This window comes from Flavobacterium sp., from assembly GCF_027484205.1.
In the GTDB taxonomy this organism is placed as follows: Bacteria; Bacteroidota; Bacteroidia; order Flavobacteriales; family Flavobacteriaceae; genus Flavobacterium.
Window position 1 is genome coordinate 478,444 of record NZ_JAIXUB010000015.1, and the last position, 20,846, is coordinate 499,289.

Here is a 20,846-nt window from a genome sequence, read left to right on the forward strand (position 1 = left end):
TCTAATTTTTTGTAATCAAATAATATATGAAATAATAGGGCGCTATTTCAAGTGCGCAAAGATACAAAATAAAATAAAACAACTTACCAAATATTAAATTTTGATAATTCTTCAAAGAAATAAGATAAGTCAATATATTTATTATTAATAATATTCCAATAATTGTAAAAATTAGAGAATTTGATGAATAATTGCTATAAAATAGAAATACAGACACAGGCAATAATAGTAATCCTATGTAAGTTCTGAAGGTAACTTTCTGTAAATTAAATTGCTCAATGATTTCTTCAATACCAAAAGTAGTTGCAATTATCTTTTCGATTAAAAATTTTGATAAAATAAAAACGGTCAATAAAGTAAAAATTCTAACAAATAATATCCAATCTAATTTTTCTCCATACCCAAAATGAGACAATGTTAATTGTATGAAAAAAGAAAAAGAAATTAAGTTTACAACAAACAATAAAACATTAAATCCACTCATTAAATGAGAACTTTCTCTGTAAATTTTAGTATATTTATCAGAAACTAATAATCTTGCAAAATCATAAAATCGATTTTCAAACGCGGACTTTGCAATAACAATAAACACTAAGGATAAAACAAAAATTAGGGTTGCCCAATCTTTGTTTTCAATAATTCTAGGGTGTAATTCAAGTGCTATCATCGGGTGCAAAATTACTAAATTTTATTTGTTGATTAGTATTATAATATTATTAAGATTATAAACACTTAAAATGAGTATTTTTGCACAAACTTTTATTGATTGATATGAATTGCGGCATTGTAATTATTCCTACTTATAACGAAATTGAAAATATTGAAAGTATTGTGAGAGCAGTATTTTCATTACATAAACCGTTTCATATTCTTATTGTAGATGACAATTCGCCCGATAAAACGGCTGATAAAGTTAGAGAATTACAAGAGGAGTTTCAAAATCGTCTTTTTTTAGAAGTTAGAACTAAAAAAGCTGGATTAGGAACGGCTTACGTTCATGGATTCAAATGGGCATTAGCGCATGATTATGAGTTTATTTTTGAAATGGATGCCGATTTTTCACACAATCCTCATGATTTAGAGAAGTTGTATGATGCTTGTCATTTTGGTGGTGCCGATTTAGCTATTGGTTCACGATACGTTACTGGAGTTAATGTTGTAAATTGGCCTTTAAGTAGAGTTTTACTTTCCTATTTTGCATCGGTTTACGTAAGAATGATTACTGGAATGAAAATTATGGATGCAACAGCAGGATTTATTTGCTACAGCAGAAATGTTTTAGAAAGTATCAATCTTGATAAAATAAAATTTATTGGATATGCGTTTCAAATTGAAATGAAATACAGAGCATTTTCAAAAAAATTCAACATACAAGAAGTTCCTGTAATTTTTACAGATAGAACTAAAGGACAGTCAAAAATGAGTGGTTCTATTATTAAAGAAGCTATTTTTGGTGTTTTGTCACTTAGAATTAAAAAGTTTTTTAATCGATTATAATTATTATAAAATGAATACCGTTTTAATTAAAAATGCGAAGATTGTAAATGAAGGAAGAATTTTTGAAGGCGATGTTCTAATTGAAGGCGAAATCATTAAAGAAATTGCCGAGAGTATAAGCCACAAAAGTTCAAATTGTAAAATTATTGATGCCGAAGGTAATTATTTAATTCCAGGTGCAATCGATGATCAAGTACATTTTCGTGAGCCTGGTTTAACTCATAAAGGCGACATTGCTTCAGAAAGTCGTGCTGCTGTTGCTGGTGGAATTACTTCGTTTATTGAACAACCAAATACGGTTCCAAATGCAGTAACACAAGAATTATTAGAACAAAAATATCAAATAGCTTCTCAAAATTCGTATGCCAACTATTCTTTTATGATGGGTGGAACCAATGATAATTTAGAAGAAGTTTTGAAAACTAACCCAAAAAATGTTGCCGGAATTAAGTTGTTTCTTGGTTCGTCAACAGGAAATATGTTGGTTGATAATGAAGAATCGTTAGAAAAGATATTTTCTTCAACAAAAATGCTAATTGCCGTTCATTGTGAAGATGAAACTACCATCAAAACTAATTTAGAAAAATATAAAGCTGATTTTGGTGAAGATATTCCTGTTACAGCTCATCATTTGATTAGAAGTGAAGAAGCTTGTTATTTATCGTCTTCAAAAGCTATTGAGTTAGCAAAGAAAACAGGAGCAAGATTGCATGTTTTTCATCTTTCAACGGCTAAAGAAATGGAATTGTTTACAAATAAAATTCCATTAGAAAATAAAATGATCACGGCCGAAGTTTGTATTCATCACCTTTGGTTTACCAATGACGATTATGCTACAAAAGGTAATTTCATTAAATGGAATCCTGCTGTGAAAACGGCTGTTGATAGAGACGCTTTGTGGAAAGCGCTTTTAGACGATACAATTGATGTAATAGCGACCGATCATGCGCCGCACACTTTAGAAGAAAAATCACAAAAATATATGAGCGCACCTTCTGGTGGACCATTAGTTCAACACGCTGTTGTAGCAATGTTTGAAGCACATCATCAAGGAAAAATTTCGGTGGAGAAAATCGTAGAAAAAATGGCGCACAATCCGGCAAAGATTTTTAAAATTGAAAACCGTGGTTTTATTAAAGAAGGATATTATGCCGATTTAGTTATTGTAAATCCAGCAAAACCTTGGAATGTAAATAAAGATAATATTTTATATAAATGTGGTTGGTCACCATTAGAAGGAACTAATTTTAAATCCAGAATTTCTCATACTTTTGTAAATGGTCAATTGGTGTATGAAAATGCAAAAGTTAAAGAAATTAAAGCAGGAAAACGATTGCTGTTTGATAGATAATATAATGTTATGAAGAGATTACTTTTATTTTTTATTGGTTTAGTTTTTATAACTTCAAGTTGTAATAATGGCGCTGTTGAAAAACCTAACAACCTATTAGATGAAGATCAAATGGTTGATATGATTTATGATTTATCGCTTTTAGACGCAATGCGAAATCAAGGTTCGGATTCACAAAAAAAATATCCTACATCTACAGAATTTCTAAAACAAAAATATAAAATTGATAGTTTGACATTTGCTAAAAACACTTTGTATTATGCTTCTGATTTAAAAAAATACAAACGAATTTATGATAATGTTAAAAAGCGATTAGATAACGAAAGCAAAAAAGCTAATGGTGGTAAAAAGGAAGCTTTGCCAGATGTTGGTGTTGTAAAATGAAATTTAATTCTTCTTATTAATAGAGATAATTTTATCTAAGTAACTATCAATTGGTTCAAAATCATAATTCAAATAATTCTTTATTTTTTCATTGGAAATTAAATCATTATTCAAAAGTGATTGAGCGCTTTGTTTAGAGATTTTTCTTTTGGTTCTAAAAACAAATGAAAGTAACCAATCCAATCGCCATGCAATATTTAGCATCCATGATTTAGCTTCAATGTTTGGTTTTTTTACGTTTAATTTAGTTGCGATTTTAAATATAATATCTTTAAAATTTATATTTTCAGAAATTAATATAAAGCGTTCGCCATTGACTTCAGATTTCATCAATTGAAACATAATTTTCACAACATCAGTTACCGCAACATATCCTGTTGAACCATTACTATAAAAAGGAATTCCTTTTTTAACAGATGTAATAAATTTTCCACTTCCTTGATTCCAAAAACAAGGTCCAAAAATGACGCCAGGATTAACAATAACTACTTGTAAACCTTCTTGATGACCACGCCAAACTTCCATTTCTGCACCATATTTGGAAATTCCGTAGTCGCTGTGTAATACTTCAGGATTCCATTCGTTTTCTTCAGTGATAATTGTTTCGTGTTGCGCTAAATCGCCAAGTGCTGCAATGGAACTAACATGGCATAATTTGGTTACATTTTTATCAATACAAAAGTTAACGATATTAGCAGTTCCTTCAATGTTTACTTTTCTTAACTGGTTTTCATCATCTGGATTGAATGAAATTGAAGCGGCACAATGATAAACATAATCAATATTTTGAAAAGCAATCTCTAAAGAGGGAATATCAAGAATATCACCTTGAATCCATTCAATTTTTGAAAATAACTCACCTTTATTATAATGTTCGAATAGAGATTTAGTTTTGGAACAATTTTTAGAATTTCGATACAATGCACGAATTTTTTCTTCGCCATTTTCAAGTAAATGAAGAAGCAAATGTGCACCAACTAAACCTGTTCCGCCTGTTACTAAAATCATTTTGTAAAGATAAGGTATTGCCACGAAGTCTCAAAGCCACAAAGTTTTTTTAAATCAAAATGAGAAAATCTGAAATCTGAAATCTGAAATCTAAAATCTTAGAACTATATTTGCGCAAATTATAGAATAAAATGAAGAATTTAGTAGAAGAATTACAATGGCGAGGATTAGTGCATGATATTATGCCTGGAACGGAAGAGCAACTTACAAAAGAAATGACGACAACATATATTGGTTTTGATCCAACAAGTGATTCGTTACATATTGGTAGTTTGGTTCCGATTATTTTATTAGTTCATTTAGAAAAATTTGGTCATAAACCAATTGCTTTGGTTGGTGGAGCAACAGGAATGATAGGTGATCCGTCTGGAAAATCGGACGAGAGAAATCTGTTGGATGAAGCTACATTAGATAAAAATGTTGCTGGAATAAAAGCTGTTCTTTCTAGATTTTTAGATTTTAATTCTACTTCAGCTAATGCTCCAATTTTAGTAAACAACTACGACTGGATGAAAGATTTTTCGTTTATAAATTTTGCTCGTGACGTTGGTAAACGTATCACAGTGAACTATATGATGGCGAAAGATTCTGTAAAAAAGCGTTTAGCTGGCGAAGGTGAAGGAATGAGTTTTACAGAATTCACTTATCAGTTAATTCAAGGATATGATTTTCACCATTTATATAAATCGCACAATTGTTTGTTGCAAATGGGCGGAAGCGATCAATGGGGAAACATTACGACTGGAACTGAGTTAGTGCGACGAATGAATGGTGAAGGAGCAAAAGCATTTGCAATGACTTGTCCGTTAATTACAAAAGCTGATGGATCAAAATTTGGAAAATCAGAAGGAGGAAATGTATGGTTAACTGCCGATAAAACTTCGGTATATAAATTTTACCAGTTCTGGTTAAATACTACAGATGTTGATGCTGAAAAGTATATTAAAATATTCACGTTTTTAGATAAGAATACGATTGATGCATTGATTGCTGAACATAATGAAGCACCGCATTTAAGAGTGTTGCAAAGAAAATTAGCAGAAGAAGTTACAACTTTTGTGCATGGTGCTTCCGAATTAGAAAAAGCCATTCAAGCTTCGAATATTTTATTTGGAAATGCTACTGCAGATGATTTGAAAAATCTTGATGAAGCTACTTTTTTAGAAGTTTTTGATGGTGTTCCTCAAGCAGAAATTACTAAAAGTGGTGTGGAAGCAGGAATTGATATTGTTTCTGTTTTGAATGAAAAATCAGGTTTTTTTAAATCTAATGGTGAAGCAAGAAGAGCTTTGACTGCCAATTCAATTTCGGTGAATAAAGCTAAAGTTACAGAAGAATTTAAGTTGACTTCAAATGATTTAATTAATAATCAGTTCGTTTTATTACAAAGCGGAAAGAAGAATTATTTTGTATTGAGAGTTAAATAATATCTAAAATATATTATTAATAAGACGTGCTTAGGTGCGTCTTTTTTTATTCCCTAAAGTTCATTTCAACCTTATTCGAAATTATATGTCCTTCTAAAAAGTTAGGATTATTAATCATTTTTTTAAAATGTTCTTCTTCGAAAAAATATTGAAATTCCTTCTTGAAAAAAACCATTGATAATTCTAAATAATACGGTTCCTTTTCATCAATATAATATTCCAAATCATCTACTTTGTAGTACCTTTTTTTGTTCCAATATAAAGTTTCAGTAAAAGAACGAACTTCTTTAGGCTGGAATATTTGAATGGCACTTTTTACATACTCAAAATCGTTTATTTTTCTACGTTTTTCAACTTCGCTCTTCATTTTTGTTGTATCGCGCGATCTGTTTTTGATGTATGCTAAGATTATTTTTGCTTTTGCTTCCGCACTTTCTGCATTAGCAAGACTATCTAAATGTCTCAAATAACTAATGTCTTTATGCAAAATATTTAATCGGATGTATTTGTTATTTTCAACAATTACTGAAAATACATTCAACTTAGTTACATCGGGATAAAAATTGGTTAAAGGAAATGCACAATTTATAAACATCACTTCTTTATTGGTTGTATTTTGAATATGATAGTTTACGGTGAATTTTCTAACATCTGAAATTGAATCAGAGGTTTGTATGGAATCAATTATAATTTCAAGTGGTTTTTGTCCAAAAGAAAGTGATGAATAAATTAGAAAAAGAAAAATTCTTATTTTCATATAGCTATTCTTTAAAATCAAGTTTGAATTTATTAGAAACAAATTCGCCTTTAATAAAATTAGGATTTGATAGAATCGATTTTAAATCTTTTTCGTGCAATTCGTCTTTGAATAAATCTGTTTTCAAATCTAATATTAATTCTATTTCGAAGGTATCATTTTCATTTAAATAGTATTCTAATTCATCATTTTTAATGAATCTATTTTTGTTCCAAAGTGTTTTTATTGAGAAGTTTTTGGTTTCGCTAGGGTTGAGTTTCACTATGTTTTTCAATAATTTTGTTCTGTAATAAACCCATTTGAAATCTTCTGAAATTCCACCATCATCTTTATATTGTTTGTAATAATTCATAGCTACAATAGCTTGATTCGTTTGAATAGTTTTCAATAATTTCTTTGCCTCTTCCGATTCTTTATTTAATAATGTAGCGTATTCTAGTTCTTCATCAGTTTCATATTCAAAAAAAGGTCCGTCCATGTCTTCAAATTTACCATTTTGATAAATTTTATAAACCGTATAAAGCGTTGAGGAACTTGCTGTATTTGCAATTAAAGCATTTGGAAGTAAGAAAAAGGCAATAGTGTCTTTAGTTTTGTTTTCAATTTGATAATTTATATAATATAATCTATTTTCCTCATTTACATCTTTTGTTGTAATTGAGTTTATGGTTACTTCAAGTTTTTTATTTTGAGCAGAAATCGTAAAAGTAACGAATAAGAAAAAGTATAAAAATCGCATAGGATAGGGTTTGATACTCAATAACGAAGTAAATGAAAATTTATTATAAAACCATCAAATTACAACCTCGAATATCTGAATTATCAAAACGTCCCAAGACTTCAAACGAATTATTGGCGTATTTTTTTCCTAAATCTTGTGTTGCAATAAACGAACACGAATTAATGTTTGCCAAATCGATTACATTTATTCCTCCAGTTTTTCCCGTCTCAACGTAAGTCAAAGCATCTTCTGTATCGCGAATTAGTATGTTCATCCAATTTGGACATTCAAAAATTCCGTTTCCAAGAGAATAAGCTTGTGATAGTAATTCGGTCATTCCATACTCAGAATGGATGTTAGAAACTCCAAATCCATCACATAGTATTTCATGTAACTCTTCGCGAATGATTTCTTTTCGTTTGCCTTTCATTCCACCAGTTTCCATGATGATGGTGTTTTTTAATTGAAATTTTTGTTGTTCAATTAAATCTAGTAAAGCATAAGTTACACCAATTAAAAGAACGTTTTGTCCTAATTCATCAAGCTCAATCAATTTTGAAATTAATTCATCATAATTATTCAAATAAAAACCACTGTGGTCATTATTAGAAAGTTCGATTAAATCTTTAACCATGTAAATCAACGACGAACCAGAACGTTCTAAATAGGATGGAAGTAAAGCTAAAACTGCATAGTCTTCGATGTTTCCATAAAATTCTGAAAAAGCATTTCGATAGCTTTCTTCATATAATGTAATGTCAGTAATTTGATGTTTGCTTGTAATCATTCCGGTTGTTCCACTACTTGTAAAAGTTTCTTGAATAGCGTCAGTTGAAGAAAGAATAGCATGACTTTTAAAAAACTGAATGGGTAAAAACGGTATTTGTTGCAATGATTTCACACTACCTTTTTCTACTTTTAATAATTGGCAAAACTCACGATAAACGGAATTGTTATCATATTGAAAACGAAATACTTTCAAAGCTATTTTTTCAAATTGCTTTTGGTTAGAAATAGTAAATATATAGTGGTTTGAAATCATTTATATAAGTTTCTGATTCATCCCGAAGTTTCGGAACAGAAGCACTGCAAAAGTACTAAAAATAAAAAAGCTCCAACGTTAATTGGAGCTTTCAAATATAATTTTAAAGAAATATTATCTGATTACTAATTTTTTAGTAGCCGTTTTTCCTTCTTCAACAACTTGAACTAAATAAACACCAGCAGTTAAGTTAGAAACATTAATAGCTGAGTTTGAAGTTGTAACATTTAATACTTGTTTTCCTAAAACATCAAAAACAGTAACTGTTCTTTCAGCATTTGCATCAGTATTGATGTAGAAAACACCATTATTAACTGGGTTTGGAGTAATAGTTAAACCTGCAATTGAGAACGATTGATTAGCTAATGTAAAGTTAGGTGTAGTAGTAATTCTTAATTCATCAATTGTCATTGCTGGTGTAGCAGTAGCTGAATCTTGTCTTAAGATAAAATTAGCTAAACTTGTAAGAGCCGTTGTTGGTGTAACAGCAACTGATGGAGAAGCACTTCCGCCTATTGTAGGATTTTCGTATAAAGCTAAAACATTGTTAGCAAAATCATAAGCTAAAACTAAATATTGAGTTGTTCCTACATTGTATAAATTTGATGACCAAACGATGTCAGCAGTTGCAGTTGTTGGGCTGATTCCGTATTGAAATTGAGTCCCATTAGTTTTAAACCAAATTCTTGCAGTAGAAAATGCATTTGTAGAATTTGACAAAACAGCAAAATAAGTAGAACCTGTTGTACTTACACCTGTTAAATCAGTAACACTTATTAAAAATGAAGTAAATAAATTATCTGCAGTTGTGTTTGTAAAAGGTAATAAAGTATCACTTCCTGTTCCTACAAATGCTATAGAATTACCTGTTGACGTTATTCCTGTGTAATTTAAGTTACCAGCAACAGCAAGTATTTCATCAGAACCTACAGAAGTATTTTTCCACATTTGAGATGTATTTAATGCTGTTCCTGCTGTGTAATTGAAAGGTTCAGTTACAGGTAAAGTTAACGCTTCAATACAGCTATCAGGACTTGTGAATGTGAATGAAAAACTACACGTTGGACTAGAACTTACTGTAACAGTATTTGTCCCTAATGTACTCTCACTAACAGTGATGATAATATTTCCTGCTGCAGTCGTTGTTGGATTGTCTCCACTTACAGTTCCCACAGTAGTAATTGTATATGTTGCATTACCAGCTCCAGTATATGGAATTGTAACAGTAAAGTTGTCTATAGCAGAAGTAGAAGTAACACATGCTATAACAGGTGTACCTAAAGATAAAGTACAAGAAGAATCTACGTTTGCTATTTTAACATCATCAACTCTCATTCCACCACTAGTAACTGGAGCAGTAAATCTTAATTGTAAAGTAGCTGATGCCGGAATTTGACCTCCAGAAATAGTAACTAAATTCCAGTTTGCATTTGTGTTGTTAGTAAAAGTAAGTGGAGTCCAAACAGTACCATCAGTAGAAACTTCAACCACCATTTGTGCAGTAGTTGTGGTTGTTAAATATCCAAATGATAATTGTAAATTTGATGACGTATAAGCACTTGTGTTTAATCCTGCAATTTGAAAAAATTGAGATCCAGCAGCAGCAAAGAAAACATTTCCACTTCCAGAGACACCAGTATATCCAGTTGATGCAGCCGATGTTCTCATCATATTAGCGCCACTTGTTCCTGTGTAAACAATTGGCGAGCCATTTTGGAAAGTTGCAGGTGCTGTTCCTGTAGAATAAGTTGCTACAGCTGTGTTCCCTGAAGGTGTTCCCATGTTTTCAGAATAAATTGTTTGTCCAAAAGACAAAAAATTTACTGCTAAAAATAATAAAGAGTAAAGTTTTTTCATTTTTTTAAATTTAATTTTATGCCACAAAGGTAGGTACAAATTTTAAATTTAAAAATTAAAAAAAAAAAAAAAAAGTTAAATCTTTTGGATTTAACTATCTGACTATTAGTTTTCTGGTAGCACTTGCGTCACCTTCTTCTATTTTAATGATATAAACACCGGGAGAAAGAGAAGAAATATTTAATTCACGTGAAGTTAAAAGCGTTTGAAGCACTTTTTTACCTAACACGTCAAAAATAGTGATTTGCTTATCTTCGTTGTTTTTTGTAGTAATAAAAATTTTACCTGTACTCACAGGATTTGGATAAAAACTCAACCCTTCAATAGCATTTTCCTGTGCTCTTGAAGCAGATTTACCTTCTTGAGCCAACGCGCTTGTCGTTGAAAGGCAAATGAAAAATAAGATTATATAAAGGTAATTTTTTGTCATGAGTTCAATTTGGTTAAAGCAAATATATAAATAACTTTTCAAATACAATGCCAAAATTCAAAAATTTAACATCTAATATTATTTTTACATCTATTAGTTATTAGATAATGTTAAATTTTATAATTTTCCGTTTAATGTTACCAAATTGTTAAGAAAAAGTTTTTTTATTGTAAATTAATTTATACATTTGTTTCAACATTAAAGATATGAATTATGAAAAAGCTAATTTTAATTGCAGTATTAATGATTTTTGGATTGGGTTTTAGTCAAAGTAACAATCCTGTTTTAGAAGTTGAAGGTCAGTTAGTAAAAGCAACTTATTTTCATGAAAATGGAAAAGTTCAACAAGTTGGATATTTCAGAGATGGTAAATTGGATGGAAAATGGGTGTCTTATGATGTTGATGGTTCTGTGAAAACTATTGCTGAATATAAAGAAGGACAAAAAGCTGGGAAATGGTTGTATTTCTCTGATAGTGTTTGCACAAGTGAAGTTGATTTTTCTAACAATCAAATTTTGGCGGTTAGAACTATAAATGCTATTGCAGGTAAAAATTAATTCAAACTTTTATAAAACAAAAAAGCTCATCAGTTATGATGAGCTTTTTTTATGAAAATTGTTTTTATTATAAACCTGTTGTCCAACCTGTTGCCCAAGATGGTGTTGATGCACCATTTCCTGCTCCAGTTGCTGTTGTTGTTTCTGCTGCTATACTAGATACATCTGTTGTAGTTCCAGCTGTGTTTTTACCTTTAGTTTTTGAAGCAACATCACTGTAAGTTACATTTGAAGCTTTTAAAGTTAATGCTGTAACAGCAGCAATACACTCGTCATGTTCTACATTGAAACCAGCTTTCCAAGCACTTAAATGTAGGTTTGTGAAAATTGCTTTTGTTCCTCTTCTCAATTTTAATCCATCATTCTCAGCATAAACTACTGCGTCTGCTGTACTTCCTGGTCCAACTAAAGTTAGGTTAGAAATTGTTGGGTTAGAAATTGGTGTGTTAGTGAATCCAAATTCATAGTTGTCAGCTTCAACGCCTCTGTTACCTTTTCCGAAAGCTAATTTTCCATACCAGTTTGTGTTTGTACCGTTCCATCCTTCAGTCCAGTCAAATTGATCATCTTCATTTCCGTATGAAACTAAGTTAGAAGTATTCACTGTTCCTCCAAAAAATTCAAAACCATCATCAGAACCATGGAAACATTGAACATATTCGAAAATAGTTCCAGAACCTACACCAAATAACGAAGCACCATTAAATTCTTTAGTAGCACTAAAGTTAGCGCCTGTATACTCTAATCTTAAATATCTGATAGAACCAGAATTATCGTTCGAAATTGTTCCTCCGTATGTTAAATCTGCAACTTCAGACTGAGCTGTTGATGTTCCACCACTAACTGTATTTATTGGAGCTTTTCCACAAATTACTAATCCACCCCAATTTCCTGGAGTTGGAGTAGCAGCACCACTTGTCATAACAACTGGATTTGATGCTGTACCATTAACAAATATTTTACCACCTTGCGCTACAGCTATGTATGATGATGTTCCACCTGTTGCTTTTATTAAAGTTCCTGCAGGAATTGTTAGAGTAGCACCATCTCTGATTACTAAAGCTCCAGTTAAATTATAAACTGTACCTGCATTAAGAATTACTTCTCCGTCATTAATATTTCCTTGAAAGTTAGCTGGATCAACAACAAATGTTGAAGATGAACCACCATCGTCTTCAGTTGTTGAACAGCTGTAAAAAATAGCACTAGCTAAAGTTAATAATCCAAATAATTTTACAATTGAATTTTTCATTTTAATTGATTTTTTTAATAGTTATTTTGTTTTTACAAATGTCTACTTTGTATTTTCTAATTAGGTTATCTTAGTGTGAATGTTTGTTTAAGAAAACTCTAACTCTATATTAATTTAATGTTTGTAATTCGTTAAAATAAAAAGAGAGCTTTGTATTTAAGCTCTCTTTTTTTGTTTTAAAATTGATAGTTTATATTCAAACTCAAATTCATTCCTTTTTTATAGGCAAGAACGGTTACATCTCCATTATCATTTTCTTGAACTCTATTGATGGATGGATTTAGAAGATTTTTTGCAACAAAACCTAATCCTAAACTTTTGTTTAATTTAACTTTTGTAATAAAATCTAATGAACCAAATGCTTTGTCAACCTGGTTTCCTCTTCCGTTAGTTCCGATTGAGTAAACTCTATCTGAAAATTGTGTGTATGCAATTGTTGAAGTCAAATTACTTTCTTTATTGTTCCATTCTTTTAGGAAAGAAATATCTGCGTTTAACAATAAATCAGATGCTCCAGTTAGTTTACTTTCTTTATTTGTAAAGGAAACATTATAATCTGTTTCTCTAATAACTTTAGTTGAGTTAAGTTCTTGATTACTGTATAAATAAGATGCATTAATTCCTGCAGAAAGTTTTTTAGAATTTCCTTCTTTTACATTGAAAAGTAATTTTCTAAATTCAACTTCAGCTCCTGCAACATAACCAAAATCTCCTGTATTAATGTAAGACACATCATTTGTTGAAGATACAATGGTAACTTCATTGATTGGATTTTGAATGTATTTTCCGAATCCTGTAACCGAAATTACTTCTTCGCTTTTTGGAAACATTTCCCATTTTAAATCAAAATTATAATCATCTGACTCGTATAAATTTGGATTTCCAATTTTTGTTTCATTAACTTCTTCATAAATAAATAATGCTCTTTCTTTGAATTGTGGCAAAGTATAAGTTTTGCTAAAACCAAATCGCAAGTTTTGCTTTTTATTTAATTCATATTTCATTATTAAACTAGGTAAAAAAGCTAACTTGATTAATTCATCCTTATCACCAATTGGATCTAAAGAAGTATTCCAATTCACTTTTTGCAATAAATATTCTGCTCTTAATCCTAAAACAGTTGTTAGTTTTTTAAATTTATATTCTGTGTTCAAAAAACCTCCACTTACCAATAAATCACCTTTGTAAAATTGAGGTTTTAAAGCATTTGGCGCTGAAAAATCACCTCTAAAAGTTGAGATCTCAAAGAAATCGTTTGTGTAGTTTTGTTGATTAAAAAATAAATCTAAATTGTTAATGTCTACAACATCTGCTAAATGTGAATTATTAGATTTGAAGTTAAACTGGGTTGCTTCAAAGTCTCTCTTCTTTATTTTAGCTGAATAACCTGCAGTAAATTTCCCTTTAAAATCGCCTTCTTCATTCTTGTTAAATTTATAATCTACAGATAAATTTGTTGCGACTTCAGTTTCTTTTAATTCTTGAAAATATCTATGATTATTTGAAGCTGATTGCGATAGTAAAACATAATCTCCAGAATTATTATTTAATATATTTTGAGTTCTATCTGGTTGGCTACCAGTAATAGAATTTAGAGAAACTGCCCAATTAAATTTAGAACGTTCAGATAATTTATGATCACCTAATAATTGATTGATCCACAAAGTATTTTTATCATATTTATTTCTTCTAATAAAACCATTATTGTCCTCTGCACCATCAACAAAATATCCTGTGAATTCTTCTTTCGATTGAGTTGAGGTATTTATGAAAACGCTATTAAAATTAATCTTGTGATTAGAGTTCATTTTATAACCAATATTTGCCATTCCAGTTGTATTGGTTCCAAAGCTCATGTTAGTGAATTTTTCGAAATCTTTATTGATTACACCTGTACCGTTGATACTTTTTACACTTCCATCAGTGATTGAATTTACTTCATTTCCATAGCTTATTGTTCCAAAAACATTCAATTTTCCAGATGAACCAACGTTAAATGTTTCTCCACCAGAAATACCTATAGAACTTGCTACAGGACTTTTGCTTTCAAGTTGTAATGTATTGAAGTTATATTCTGTCAAGCCATTACTTGGAATCGAAGGATTGCTGAAACCAAAACTGTTATATCCTTTTTGTAAGTTAAAATCATTTTCATTAACCGCATTTGTATTGATTTTACTTCCAATTTCTAATTTTAAAAATCCTTTTCCTTTAAAATCTTTGGATACAATATCAACATTTCCTCCTGCGAAATCTCCAAATAATTTACTGCTATATACTTTGTCAATTGAAACATATTCAACAATATCCGTTGAAAAAATTTCAAGATTAAGATTTTTCTTTTCAGGATCATTTGAAGGAATTGGCAAACCGTTCATTGTTGTCGAATTATATCTATCACCTAAACCTCTTACAAATATATTTCCGCTGCCTTCTTGTTTAGTAATTCCTGTTGTTTTTGTTACAGCAGTTGCAACATCACTAACTCCTTTTCTTGATAATTCTTGTGCGCCAATACTTTGTTTGATATCAACTGCATTTTTCTGTTCAGTTAATAAGGCACTTTCTTTTTCCTTGCTTGAAGAAGCTTTTTGAATCACAACATCTTCAATTTTATATCCTGCTGCTCCTAACGCTCTGTTTACTTCAATAGTTTCATCAGCTTTTACAGTTACAGCAACTTCTACATTTTCATATCCAATAAAACTAAATTGAATAATATGATTTCCAGCTACAACACTTATCTTGTATTTTCCGTTTTCATCAGTTGTTACTCCTATATTAGTTCCTTTAATTTTTGCATTGGCAAATGGAAGTGGAGCATTATTCATATCTTTGTCTGTAAGTACTCCAGTTATGACACCTTTATTTTGAGCTAATCCAGATAAACTAAATAAAATTGATAAAATAAGTAATTTGAATTTCATTATTTCCTAATTGTTAAATTTTGATGCAAAGAACGATACACTTTGTAAAGTTGAAGTTACTTGCATTTTATCATTAGGTTTTGTAATTATTATCTAAATGTTAACAAATTAAATTACCGTTAACTCATTTTTAATAAGATTTTTTTGTGGATAAAATACTATATTTACAATCGCAAAACAACATAATTTTTTTGCATCATGAAGAAAAAAGACATAAAGATTTTATTGGTTGATGATGAACAAGATATCCTAGAAATTGTAGGTTATAACTTGTCACAAGAAGGATATAAAATTGTTACAGCTGCTAATGGTAAAGAGGCCATAGCTATGGCTAAAAAAGAGCGTCCACAGCTAATTATTATGGATGTAATGATGCCTGAAATGGATGGTATGGAAGCTTGTGAAAATATTCGTAAAATTCCTGAACTTAGTAATGTTATTATAACTTTTTTAACTGCAAGAAGTGAAGACTACTCTCAAGTTGCAGGGTTTGATGCTGGTGCGGATGATTATATTGCAAAACCCATCAAACCAAAACTACTAGTAAGTAAAGTCAAAGCTTTACTAAGACGATTGAAAGATGAAACTTCTTCTAGTGAAAATCTAAATGTAGGTGGAATTGAAATCAATAGAGAAGAGTATAAAATCATAATGGAAGGTAGAGAAGTTGTGCTTCCAAGAAAAGAATTTGAATTATTTTATTTACTAGCTTCAAAACCTGGAAAAGTTTTTAAACGTGAAGAAATACTTGACAAAGTTTGGGGTAATGAAGTAATTGTTGGAGGAAGAACTATTGATGTTCATATTAGAAAACTTCGTGAAAAAATAGGAGAAGACTTATTTAAAACCATTAAAGGTGTTGGATACAAGTTTGAAGTTTAAGTACTATATTTGTGTAATTGAACTTTCAAAATGGGATTAAACTTCAAAAAAACATACACTTTCGCCGTAATATCAACATTATATATTACACTTTTTTCAACTAGTTTGGTTGCCATATTATTGTTTTTATTTGCTACATTTTCTTGGCAGTTTTGCCTTTTTTTTGCAATTTCAGTAGGCTTTTTTTCTTTTTTTGTACTACAATATCGTGTGGAACATTTTATTTATCGTCGTGTAAAAAAGATTTACGATGATGTTTCTTTATTAGATTCGACAACACTGCGAAGTCAATCCATTACTACAGATATGGCAACGCTTACTAAAGAAGTTAAAAAGTTTGCCACTGATAAAAAATTAGAAATAGAAAACCTAAAAGTTAGGGAAGAATACAGAAGAGAATTTATGGGAAATGTTTCTCATGAATTAAAAACACCACTTTTTACCGTTCAAGGTTATATTTCTACATTAGTTGAAGGCGTAAGAGATAAAGACCAACGAAAAAAGTATCTTGAAAGAGCAGAAAAAGGAGTAGAAAGACTAATTTATATAGTTGAAGATTTAGACATGATTTCTAAATTAGAAATGGGTGATTTGAATTTAGAATTTTCAGAATTCAACATTATAGAGTTAATTCAAAATGTGTTTGATTTATTAGAAATGAGTGCTGATAAAAAGAACATTATTTTAATGTTTGATAGAAAATATAACAAACCAATAAATGTTTTCGCTGATCAAGAGAAAATCCAACAAGTGCTTACAAATCTAATTGTAAATTCCATTAAATATGGAAAAGAAAATGGTACAACAGAGGTTACTATTGAAGATTTAGTTAAAAATAAAATTATTGTTCGAATTAGAGACAATGGCGAAGGTATTGAACAACAACATATTTCTCGTCTATTTGAACGCTTTTATAGAGTTGACAAAAGTGGAGCACGAAGTGAAGGCGGTTCAGGATTAGGACTTTCAATTGTAAAACATATCATTGAAGGTCATGATGAAAAAATCTATATTGAAAGTGAATATGGAAAAGGATCGGAATTCTCATTCACACTCGAAAAGAAGCAATAATTGTTTCCAATTAATTTCTGTTTCCATAACGGGTAATCCTCTGTAAAGCGGAACTGAATTTAAATCTTCTAATGAAAATTTATCCTGCCTTGAGTAAGGAACCAAGCCTTCTCTTTTATATTTTTTTGCCAAATATTCTTGCTCAAATTGACCAGGAGTTGGAATAAAAAAAGCTTTCTTTTGTAACTTACACAAATCCATAACAGTAGTATAACCTGATCTACAAAGCACCATTTCACTTTCATTAAAAGTTTTTTCTAACTCTTCAGATTGCATAAAATTGTAAAAAGTTACATTTCCTTTTTGCTCTTTTATTTGTTCTTTTTCAACTTTACCTTTAATAAAGACGATGGTTTCTTCTGCGTTTTGAATTTCTTCAATTATTTTTTCTTCTAAAATTGTTCTTTGAGGTTCAGGTCCAGAAAGTAAAATCATTATATCATATTTGATTTCAAGAACTTTCTTCTCTAATCTACTTAAAACTCCAATGTATCTAATATTTAAATTCGAGTTTTTTAAATGTCCTAATTTACCCGTAAGATTTGGAATTTCATTGACATCTGGAACCCAACATTCATCAAATTTATTAATAAAAAATTGATGTAATTTACTGGAAATCCAGGTTGTTTTTCCTGATAAAACAGTTAGTTGATGTGTTATAAAAACGGAAGGAACTTTCTTAGAATGAACACCTAATCTATTGTCCGAAATAATACCTTTTAAATCATGTTCTTTAATCCATTTTTTAACTAATTGCTTTTCAGATAAAATGGCGTTAATCGTTTTTGGACTATTTTTTATCAATTTCCATTTAAAATTTTCCCCTTTTTTAGCATATTCAATGTTGTAAGAAGGCAATTCTAATGAGGTTAAATGCGGAAATTCTTTTTTTAATAAAGCTAAAGCAATACCATCTGAAGCAATGATTGGAGTAAAACCGTTTTTTTCTAATTCACGAATAATTGGTATGCATCGAGTAGCATGACCTAAACCCCAATTTAGTGGCGCAACGAGAATATTTTTGTTCATTTTTAGTTTTTTAATAAAGTGATAAATTGTTCTGCAAGTTGGTTTTCATATTCAAATTGTTCTTCTTCAGTTACAATTTCACTTGGAGCATGTTTGTATAATTTCCACTTTTTATTGTTGTATTCTAATGCTGTTAAATTTTCAATCCAATCACCTGAATTTAAATAGATTGTCTTGCCTTTTTCGGTTGTAATGTGTTCGATTTTTGGTTCGTGAATGTGTCCACAAATTACATAATCGTAGTTGTTTTCGATGGCTAAATCGGTGCAAACATTTTCAAAGTTAGTGATAAATTTCACAGCCGATTTCACATTATTTTTAATTTTTTTTGAAAGCGAATAAGGTTCTTTATTCATTTGTGCCAAAATCCAATTCAGAAAACGATTTATTAGAATTAAGATGTCATAACCCCAACCACCAAGTTTTGCAAGCCATTTAGCATGATTTATTGAAGCATCAAATACATCACCATGAAAAATCCATGCTTTTTTTCCATCTAAATTCAATACTAATTTATTGAGCAAACTTAAATTCCCTAAATGTAAATCGGTAAATTTTCTTAAAAATTCGTCATGATTTCCTGTCAAATAATATACTTTGGTACCTTTTGAACTTAACGAAATGATTTTCTTAATCACTTTCAAATGACTTGCCGGAAAGTATGACTTTCTAAATTGCCAAATGTCAATAATATCGCCATTGAGGATAAGTATTTTTGGCTTGATTTCAGATAAATACTGCAATAATTCTTTGGCATGGCAACCATAAGTTCCCAAATGAACATCAGAAATAACTACAACTTCAACTTTTCTTTTCTTCAAAATAAATAGTTTCTACAAAAATAGGCAAACAGCAGTATTGTTAAGGTTACATAAACATTATGAAAACTTTATTTGTGTTGGATATTATTTCCTTAATTTTGCCGAAATATTAAATTAAGTCGTGGGAAGTAAAAATAAGTTAAAAAGATTCAAGGAAAACGAAACATTCAACAACGTTTTTCAACCAACAAGAGAAGAAGTAGTAGGAAATGAATTTCCTTTAAGAGGAAAATGGAACGCAGATTTCTTCAAAAATGATAACCCAATAATTATTGAGTTAGGTTGCGGAAAAGGTGAATATTCTGTTGGTTTAGCCGAACGTTATCCTGAGAAAAACTTTGTTGGTATTGATATAAAAGGAGCACGTTTTTGGCGTGGTGCGAAAACAGCTGTTGAAGATGGAATGCATAATGTAGCTTTTGTTAGAACTCAAATTGAATTAATCAATCATATTTTTGCTGATGGTGAAGTTTCTGAAATTTGGATTACTTTTCCCGATCCACAAATAAAATATAAGCGTACCAAACACAGAATGACCAATTCTGAATTCTTGAAACTATACAAAAGAATTTTAAAATCGGATGGTGTTGTCAACCTTAAAACTGATTCTGAGTTTATGCACGGCTATACTTTAGGATTGCTTCATGGTGAAGGACACGAAGTTTTATATGCCAATCATAATGTTTATAAAAATGAGGGTGCACCAAGTGAAGTAACTGAAATTCAAACGTTTTACGAAAAACAATATTTGGAAATTAACAAAGCAATTACGTATATTCGTTTTAAAATTAAAAAGTAGTGTTGTCTGTTGTCAGTTATCTGTTTTGCAAACACTGAAAACTGAAAACTGAGAACTGAAAACTGATAACATGAACATCATCCTTCCACTTTTATCGGGATTTATCGCAGCAGTGATAGGAATTCTTCCACCAGGATTAATTAATATGACGGCAGCAAAAGTCGATTTTACCGACGGAAGAAAACGCGCCATGATTTTTGTTCTCGGTGCTTTAATTGTAATATTTTTTCAAACCTATATTTCTGTAATTTTTGCACAATATATTAACAGTCATCAAGAAGTTGTAGTTTTATTACGTGAAATTGGTTTGGTAATCTTTTCAATTTTGTCTGTTTACTTTTTGTTTTTCGCCAAGAAACCCAAACTAAAATCACAAGATTCATTACATTTAAAAAGTAAAAGAAGTCGTTTTTTTATGGGAATGTTGATTTCGGCAATAAATTTTTTCCCAATTCCTTATTATGTTTTTGTAAGTGTTACATTAGCTTCCTATAATATTTTTACCTTCAATCCGCTATCGATTTATAGTTTGGTTTTTGGTGTTGTATTGGGTTCGTTTTTAGTGTTTTATTTGTACGTTTTGTTTTTCAATAAAATGAAATCTAAAACCGATTATTTTATGCAAAATATGAACAAAATCATCGGAATTATAACAGGAATTGTAGCACTGTTTACCTTATACAATGTTGTAATGTATCATTTGTAATGGAAGAAAATTTCTTTGAACGCGTTTATGAAATTGTTAAACAAATTCCTGAAGGAAAAGTAACCTCTTATGGTGCTATTGCCAAAGCTTTAGGAACAGCACGTTCTGCACGAATGGTTGGTTGGGCAATGAATGCTAGTCATAACCGTGACGATGTTCCAGCACATCGTGTTGTGAATAGAAAAGGATTACTTTCGGGAAAACATCACTTCGAAGGAACCAATTTGATGCAACAACTTTTAGAAAATGAAGGTGTTGAAGTGGTTGATAATCAAATTGTAGATTTTGAGAAATATTTTTGGAATCCTGACGTTTCTAAAGAGTAAT

At 30.2% G+C, this 20,846-nt stretch carries 21 protein-coding genes; 10 read left to right on the forward strand and 11 right to left on the reverse strand.

Features of this window, described 5'->3' with window-relative positions; translation table 11 throughout:
- Position 1: 1 nt before the first annotated feature.
- Positions 2 to 667, reverse strand: a complete 666-nt coding sequence (locus Q0049_RS08255) for a DUF4271 domain-containing protein (protein ID WP_298118549.1) — start codon at positions 665 to 667, stop codon at positions 2 to 4.
- Positions 668 to 771: 104 nt separating this feature from the next.
- Between Q0049_RS08255 and Q0049_RS08260 the strand changes: the two genes are divergently transcribed.
- The 3 genes from Q0049_RS08260 to Q0049_RS08270 are packed head-to-tail and all read left to right on the forward strand — an operon-like array spanning position 772 to position 3,232.
- Complete coding sequence (locus Q0049_RS08260; protein ID WP_298118551.1) at positions 772 to 1,497, forward strand: polyprenol monophosphomannose synthase; 726 nt, start codon at positions 772 to 774, stop codon at positions 1,495 to 1,497.
- 10 nt (positions 1,498 to 1,507) lie between these two features.
- Positions 1,508 to 2,848, forward strand: a complete 1,341-nt coding sequence (locus Q0049_RS08265; RefSeq protein ID WP_298118554.1) for a dihydroorotase — start codon at positions 1,508 to 1,510, stop codon at positions 2,846 to 2,848.
- A 9-nt stretch (positions 2,849 to 2,857) separates the two neighbouring features.
- Positions 2,858 to 3,232: a DUF4296 domain-containing protein gene (locus Q0049_RS08270; RefSeq protein WP_298118556.1), complete on the forward strand. Its 375-nt coding sequence runs from the start codon at positions 2,858 to 2,860 to the stop codon at positions 3,230 to 3,232.
- A gap of 3 nt (positions 3,233 to 3,235) precedes the next feature.
- Here Q0049_RS08270 and Q0049_RS08275 read toward each other — a convergent pair whose 3' ends face one another.
- Positions 3,236 to 4,240, reverse strand: coding sequence for an NAD-dependent epimerase/dehydratase family protein (locus Q0049_RS08275; protein ID WP_298118559.1), 1,005 nt, complete (start codon positions 4,238 to 4,240; stop codon positions 3,236 to 3,238).
- Positions 4,241 to 4,371: 131 nt separating this feature from the next.
- On the opposite strand from Q0049_RS08275, the gene tyrS reads away from it, so the two are divergent.
- Entirely contained in the window at positions 4,372 to 5,667 is a 1,296-nt protein-coding gene (gene tyrS / locus Q0049_RS08280) for a tyrosine--tRNA ligase (protein ID WP_298118561.1), read from the forward strand.
- Between the two features lie 46 nt (positions 5,668 to 5,713).
- On the opposite strand, the gene Q0049_RS08285 is transcribed toward tyrS, so the two are convergent.
- From Q0049_RS08285 to Q0049_RS08305, 5 genes are all read right to left on the reverse strand, one after another.
- On the reverse strand, positions 5,714 to 6,424 hold the full coding sequence (locus Q0049_RS08285) for a hypothetical protein (RefSeq protein WP_298118564.1): 711 nt from the start codon (positions 6,422 to 6,424) through the stop codon (positions 5,714 to 5,716).
- Between the two features lie 4 nt (positions 6,425 to 6,428).
- Positions 6,429 to 7,163, reverse strand: coding sequence for a hypothetical protein (locus Q0049_RS08290; RefSeq protein ID WP_298118566.1), 735 nt, complete (start codon positions 7,161 to 7,163; stop codon positions 6,429 to 6,431).
- A gap of 43 nt (positions 7,164 to 7,206) precedes the next feature.
- The gene (locus Q0049_RS08295) at positions 7,207 to 8,187 is read right to left on the reverse strand and encodes an acyl transferase (RefSeq protein WP_298118568.1); all 981 of its coding nucleotides are present in this window, start codon (positions 8,185 to 8,187) and stop codon (positions 7,207 to 7,209) included.
- 114 nt (positions 8,188 to 8,301) lie between these two features.
- The gene (locus Q0049_RS08300; protein ID WP_298118571.1) at positions 8,302 to 10,044 is read right to left on the reverse strand and encodes a T9SS type A sorting domain-containing protein; all 1,743 of its coding nucleotides are present in this window, start codon (positions 10,042 to 10,044) and stop codon (positions 8,302 to 8,304) included.
- A gap of 94 nt (positions 10,045 to 10,138) precedes the next feature.
- On the reverse strand, positions 10,139 to 10,474 hold the full coding sequence (locus tag Q0049_RS08305; protein WP_298118573.1) for a T9SS type A sorting domain-containing protein: 336 nt from the start codon (positions 10,472 to 10,474) through the stop codon (positions 10,139 to 10,141).
- Between the two features lie 213 nt (positions 10,475 to 10,687).
- Between Q0049_RS08305 and Q0049_RS08310 the strand changes: the two genes are divergently transcribed.
- Positions 10,688 to 11,032, forward strand: coding sequence for a membrane-binding protein (locus Q0049_RS08310; protein ID WP_298118576.1), 345 nt, complete (start codon positions 10,688 to 10,690; stop codon positions 11,030 to 11,032).
- A 67-nt stretch (positions 11,033 to 11,099) separates the two neighbouring features.
- On the opposite strand, the gene Q0049_RS08315 is transcribed toward Q0049_RS08310, so the two are convergent.
- Together Q0049_RS08315 and Q0049_RS08320 are read right to left on the reverse strand one after the other, a co-directional pair.
- Positions 11,100 to 12,284 (reverse strand): hypothetical protein, encoded by a 1,185-nt coding sequence (locus Q0049_RS08315; RefSeq protein ID WP_298118578.1) that lies wholly within the window; start codon positions 12,282 to 12,284, stop codon positions 11,100 to 11,102.
- Positions 12,285 to 12,460: 176 nt separating this feature from the next.
- Positions 12,461 to 15,211: a TonB-dependent receptor gene (locus Q0049_RS08320; protein ID WP_298118581.1), complete on the reverse strand. Its 2,751-nt coding sequence runs from the start codon at positions 15,209 to 15,211 to the stop codon at positions 12,461 to 12,463.
- Between the two features lie 198 nt (positions 15,212 to 15,409).
- On the opposite strand from Q0049_RS08320, the gene Q0049_RS08325 reads away from it, so the two are divergent.
- The gene (locus tag Q0049_RS08325) at positions 15,410 to 16,093 is read left to right on the forward strand and encodes a response regulator transcription factor (protein ID WP_298118585.1); all 684 of its coding nucleotides are present in this window, start codon (positions 15,410 to 15,412) and stop codon (positions 16,091 to 16,093) included.
- A 30-nt stretch (positions 16,094 to 16,123) separates the two neighbouring features.
- Positions 16,124 to 17,164 (forward strand): ATP-binding protein, encoded by a 1,041-nt coding sequence (locus tag Q0049_RS08330; protein WP_298118587.1) that lies wholly within the window; start codon positions 16,124 to 16,126, stop codon positions 17,162 to 17,164.
- Here Q0049_RS08330 and Q0049_RS08335 read toward each other — a convergent pair.
- Both Q0049_RS08335 and Q0049_RS08340 read right to left on the reverse strand, forming a co-directional pair.
- On the reverse strand, positions 17,138 to 18,193 hold the full coding sequence (locus Q0049_RS08335) for a glycosyltransferase (RefSeq protein WP_298118590.1): 1,056 nt from the start codon (positions 18,191 to 18,193) through the stop codon (positions 17,138 to 17,140). The two genes, Q0049_RS08330 and Q0049_RS08335, sit on opposite strands and share 27 nt — an antisense overlap.
- A gap of 2 nt (positions 18,194 to 18,195) precedes the next feature.
- Positions 18,196 to 19,014 carry a UDP-2,3-diacylglucosamine diphosphatase gene (locus tag Q0049_RS08340; protein WP_298118593.1) on the reverse strand — a complete coding sequence of 273 codons (819 nt, stop codon included), beginning with the start codon at positions 19,012 to 19,014 and terminating at the stop codon, positions 18,196 to 18,198.
- 121 nt (positions 19,015 to 19,135) lie between these two features.
- On the opposite strand from Q0049_RS08340, the gene trmB reads away from it, so the two are divergent.
- From trmB to Q0049_RS08355, 3 genes are all read left to right on the forward strand, one after another.
- A complete protein-coding gene (gene trmB / locus Q0049_RS08345; protein WP_298118598.1) occupies positions 19,136 to 19,813 on the forward strand; it encodes a tRNA (guanosine(46)-N7)-methyltransferase TrmB in 678 nt (225 codons plus the stop codon).
- A 70-nt stretch (positions 19,814 to 19,883) separates the two neighbouring features.
- Positions 19,884 to 20,519: a LysE family transporter gene (locus Q0049_RS08350; protein ID WP_298118601.1), complete on the forward strand. Its 636-nt coding sequence runs from the start codon at positions 19,884 to 19,886 to the stop codon at positions 20,517 to 20,519.
- Entirely contained in the window at positions 20,519 to 20,845 is a 327-nt protein-coding gene (locus Q0049_RS08355; protein WP_298118604.1) for an MGMT family protein, read from the forward strand. The genes Q0049_RS08350 and Q0049_RS08355 overlap by 1 nt, the downstream gene beginning before the upstream one ends.
- The last annotated feature ends 1 nt before the right edge of the window (position 20,846 follow it).

Bases quoted from the DNA above. Each gene is read 5' to 3' on its own strand.
- Q0049_RS08270 (WP_298118556.1), top strand. From the start codon at position 2,858: ATGAAGAGATTACTTTTATTTTTTATTGGTTTAGTTTTTATAACTTCA.
- Q0049_RS08350 (WP_298118601.1), top strand. From the start codon at position 19,884: ATGAACATCATCCTTCCACTTTTATCGGGATTTATCGCAGCAGTGATA.
- Q0049_RS08255 (WP_298118549.1), bottom strand. From the start codon at position 667: ATGATAGCACTTGAATTACACCCTAGAATTATTGAAAACAAAGATTGG.
- Q0049_RS08295 (WP_298118568.1), bottom strand. From the start codon at position 8,187: ATGATTTCAAACCACTATATATTTACTATTTCTAACCAAAAGCAATTT.
- Q0049_RS08275 (WP_298118559.1), bottom strand. From the start codon at position 4,240: ATGATTTTAGTAACAGGCGGAACAGGTTTAGTTGGTGCACATTTGCTT.
- tyrS (WP_298118561.1), top strand. From the start codon at position 4,372: ATGAAGAATTTAGTAGAAGAATTACAATGGCGAGGATTAGTGCATGAT.
- Q0049_RS08300 (WP_298118571.1), bottom strand. From the start codon at position 10,044: ATGAAAAAACTTTACTCTTTATTATTTTTAGCAGTAAATTTTTTGTCT.
- Q0049_RS08260 (WP_298118551.1), top strand. From the start codon at position 772: ATGAATTGCGGCATTGTAATTATTCCTACTTATAACGAAATTGAAAAT.
- Q0049_RS08285 (WP_298118564.1), bottom strand. From the start codon at position 6,424: ATGAAAATAAGAATTTTTCTTTTTCTAATTTATTCATCACTTTCTTTT.
- Q0049_RS08330 (WP_298118587.1), top strand. From the start codon at position 16,124: ATGGGATTAAACTTCAAAAAAACATACACTTTCGCCGTAATATCAACA.
- Q0049_RS08320 (WP_298118581.1), bottom strand. From the start codon at position 15,211: ATGAAATTCAAATTACTTATTTTATCAATTTTATTTAGTTTATCTGGA.
- Q0049_RS08335 (WP_298118590.1), bottom strand. From the start codon at position 18,193: ATGAACAAAAATATTCTCGTTGCGCCACTAAATTGGGGTTTAGGTCAT.
- Q0049_RS08310 (WP_298118576.1), top strand. From the start codon at position 10,688: ATGAAAAAGCTAATTTTAATTGCAGTATTAATGATTTTTGGATTGGGT.
- Q0049_RS08315 (WP_298118578.1), bottom strand. From the start codon at position 12,284: ATGAAAAATTCAATTGTAAAATTATTTGGATTATTAACTTTAGCTAGT.
- Q0049_RS08325 (WP_298118585.1), top strand. From the start codon at position 15,410: ATGAAGAAAAAAGACATAAAGATTTTATTGGTTGATGATGAACAAGAT.
- Q0049_RS08290 (WP_298118566.1), bottom strand. From the start codon at position 7,163: ATGCGATTTTTATACTTTTTCTTATTCGTTACTTTTACGATTTCTGCT.
- Q0049_RS08355 (WP_298118604.1), top strand. From the start codon at position 20,519: ATGGAAGAAAATTTCTTTGAACGCGTTTATGAAATTGTTAAACAAATT.
- Q0049_RS08265 (WP_298118554.1), top strand. From the start codon at position 1,508: ATGAATACCGTTTTAATTAAAAATGCGAAGATTGTAAATGAAGGAAGA.
- Q0049_RS08305 (WP_298118573.1), bottom strand. From the start codon at position 10,474: ATGACAAAAAATTACCTTTATATAATCTTATTTTTCATTTGCCTTTCA.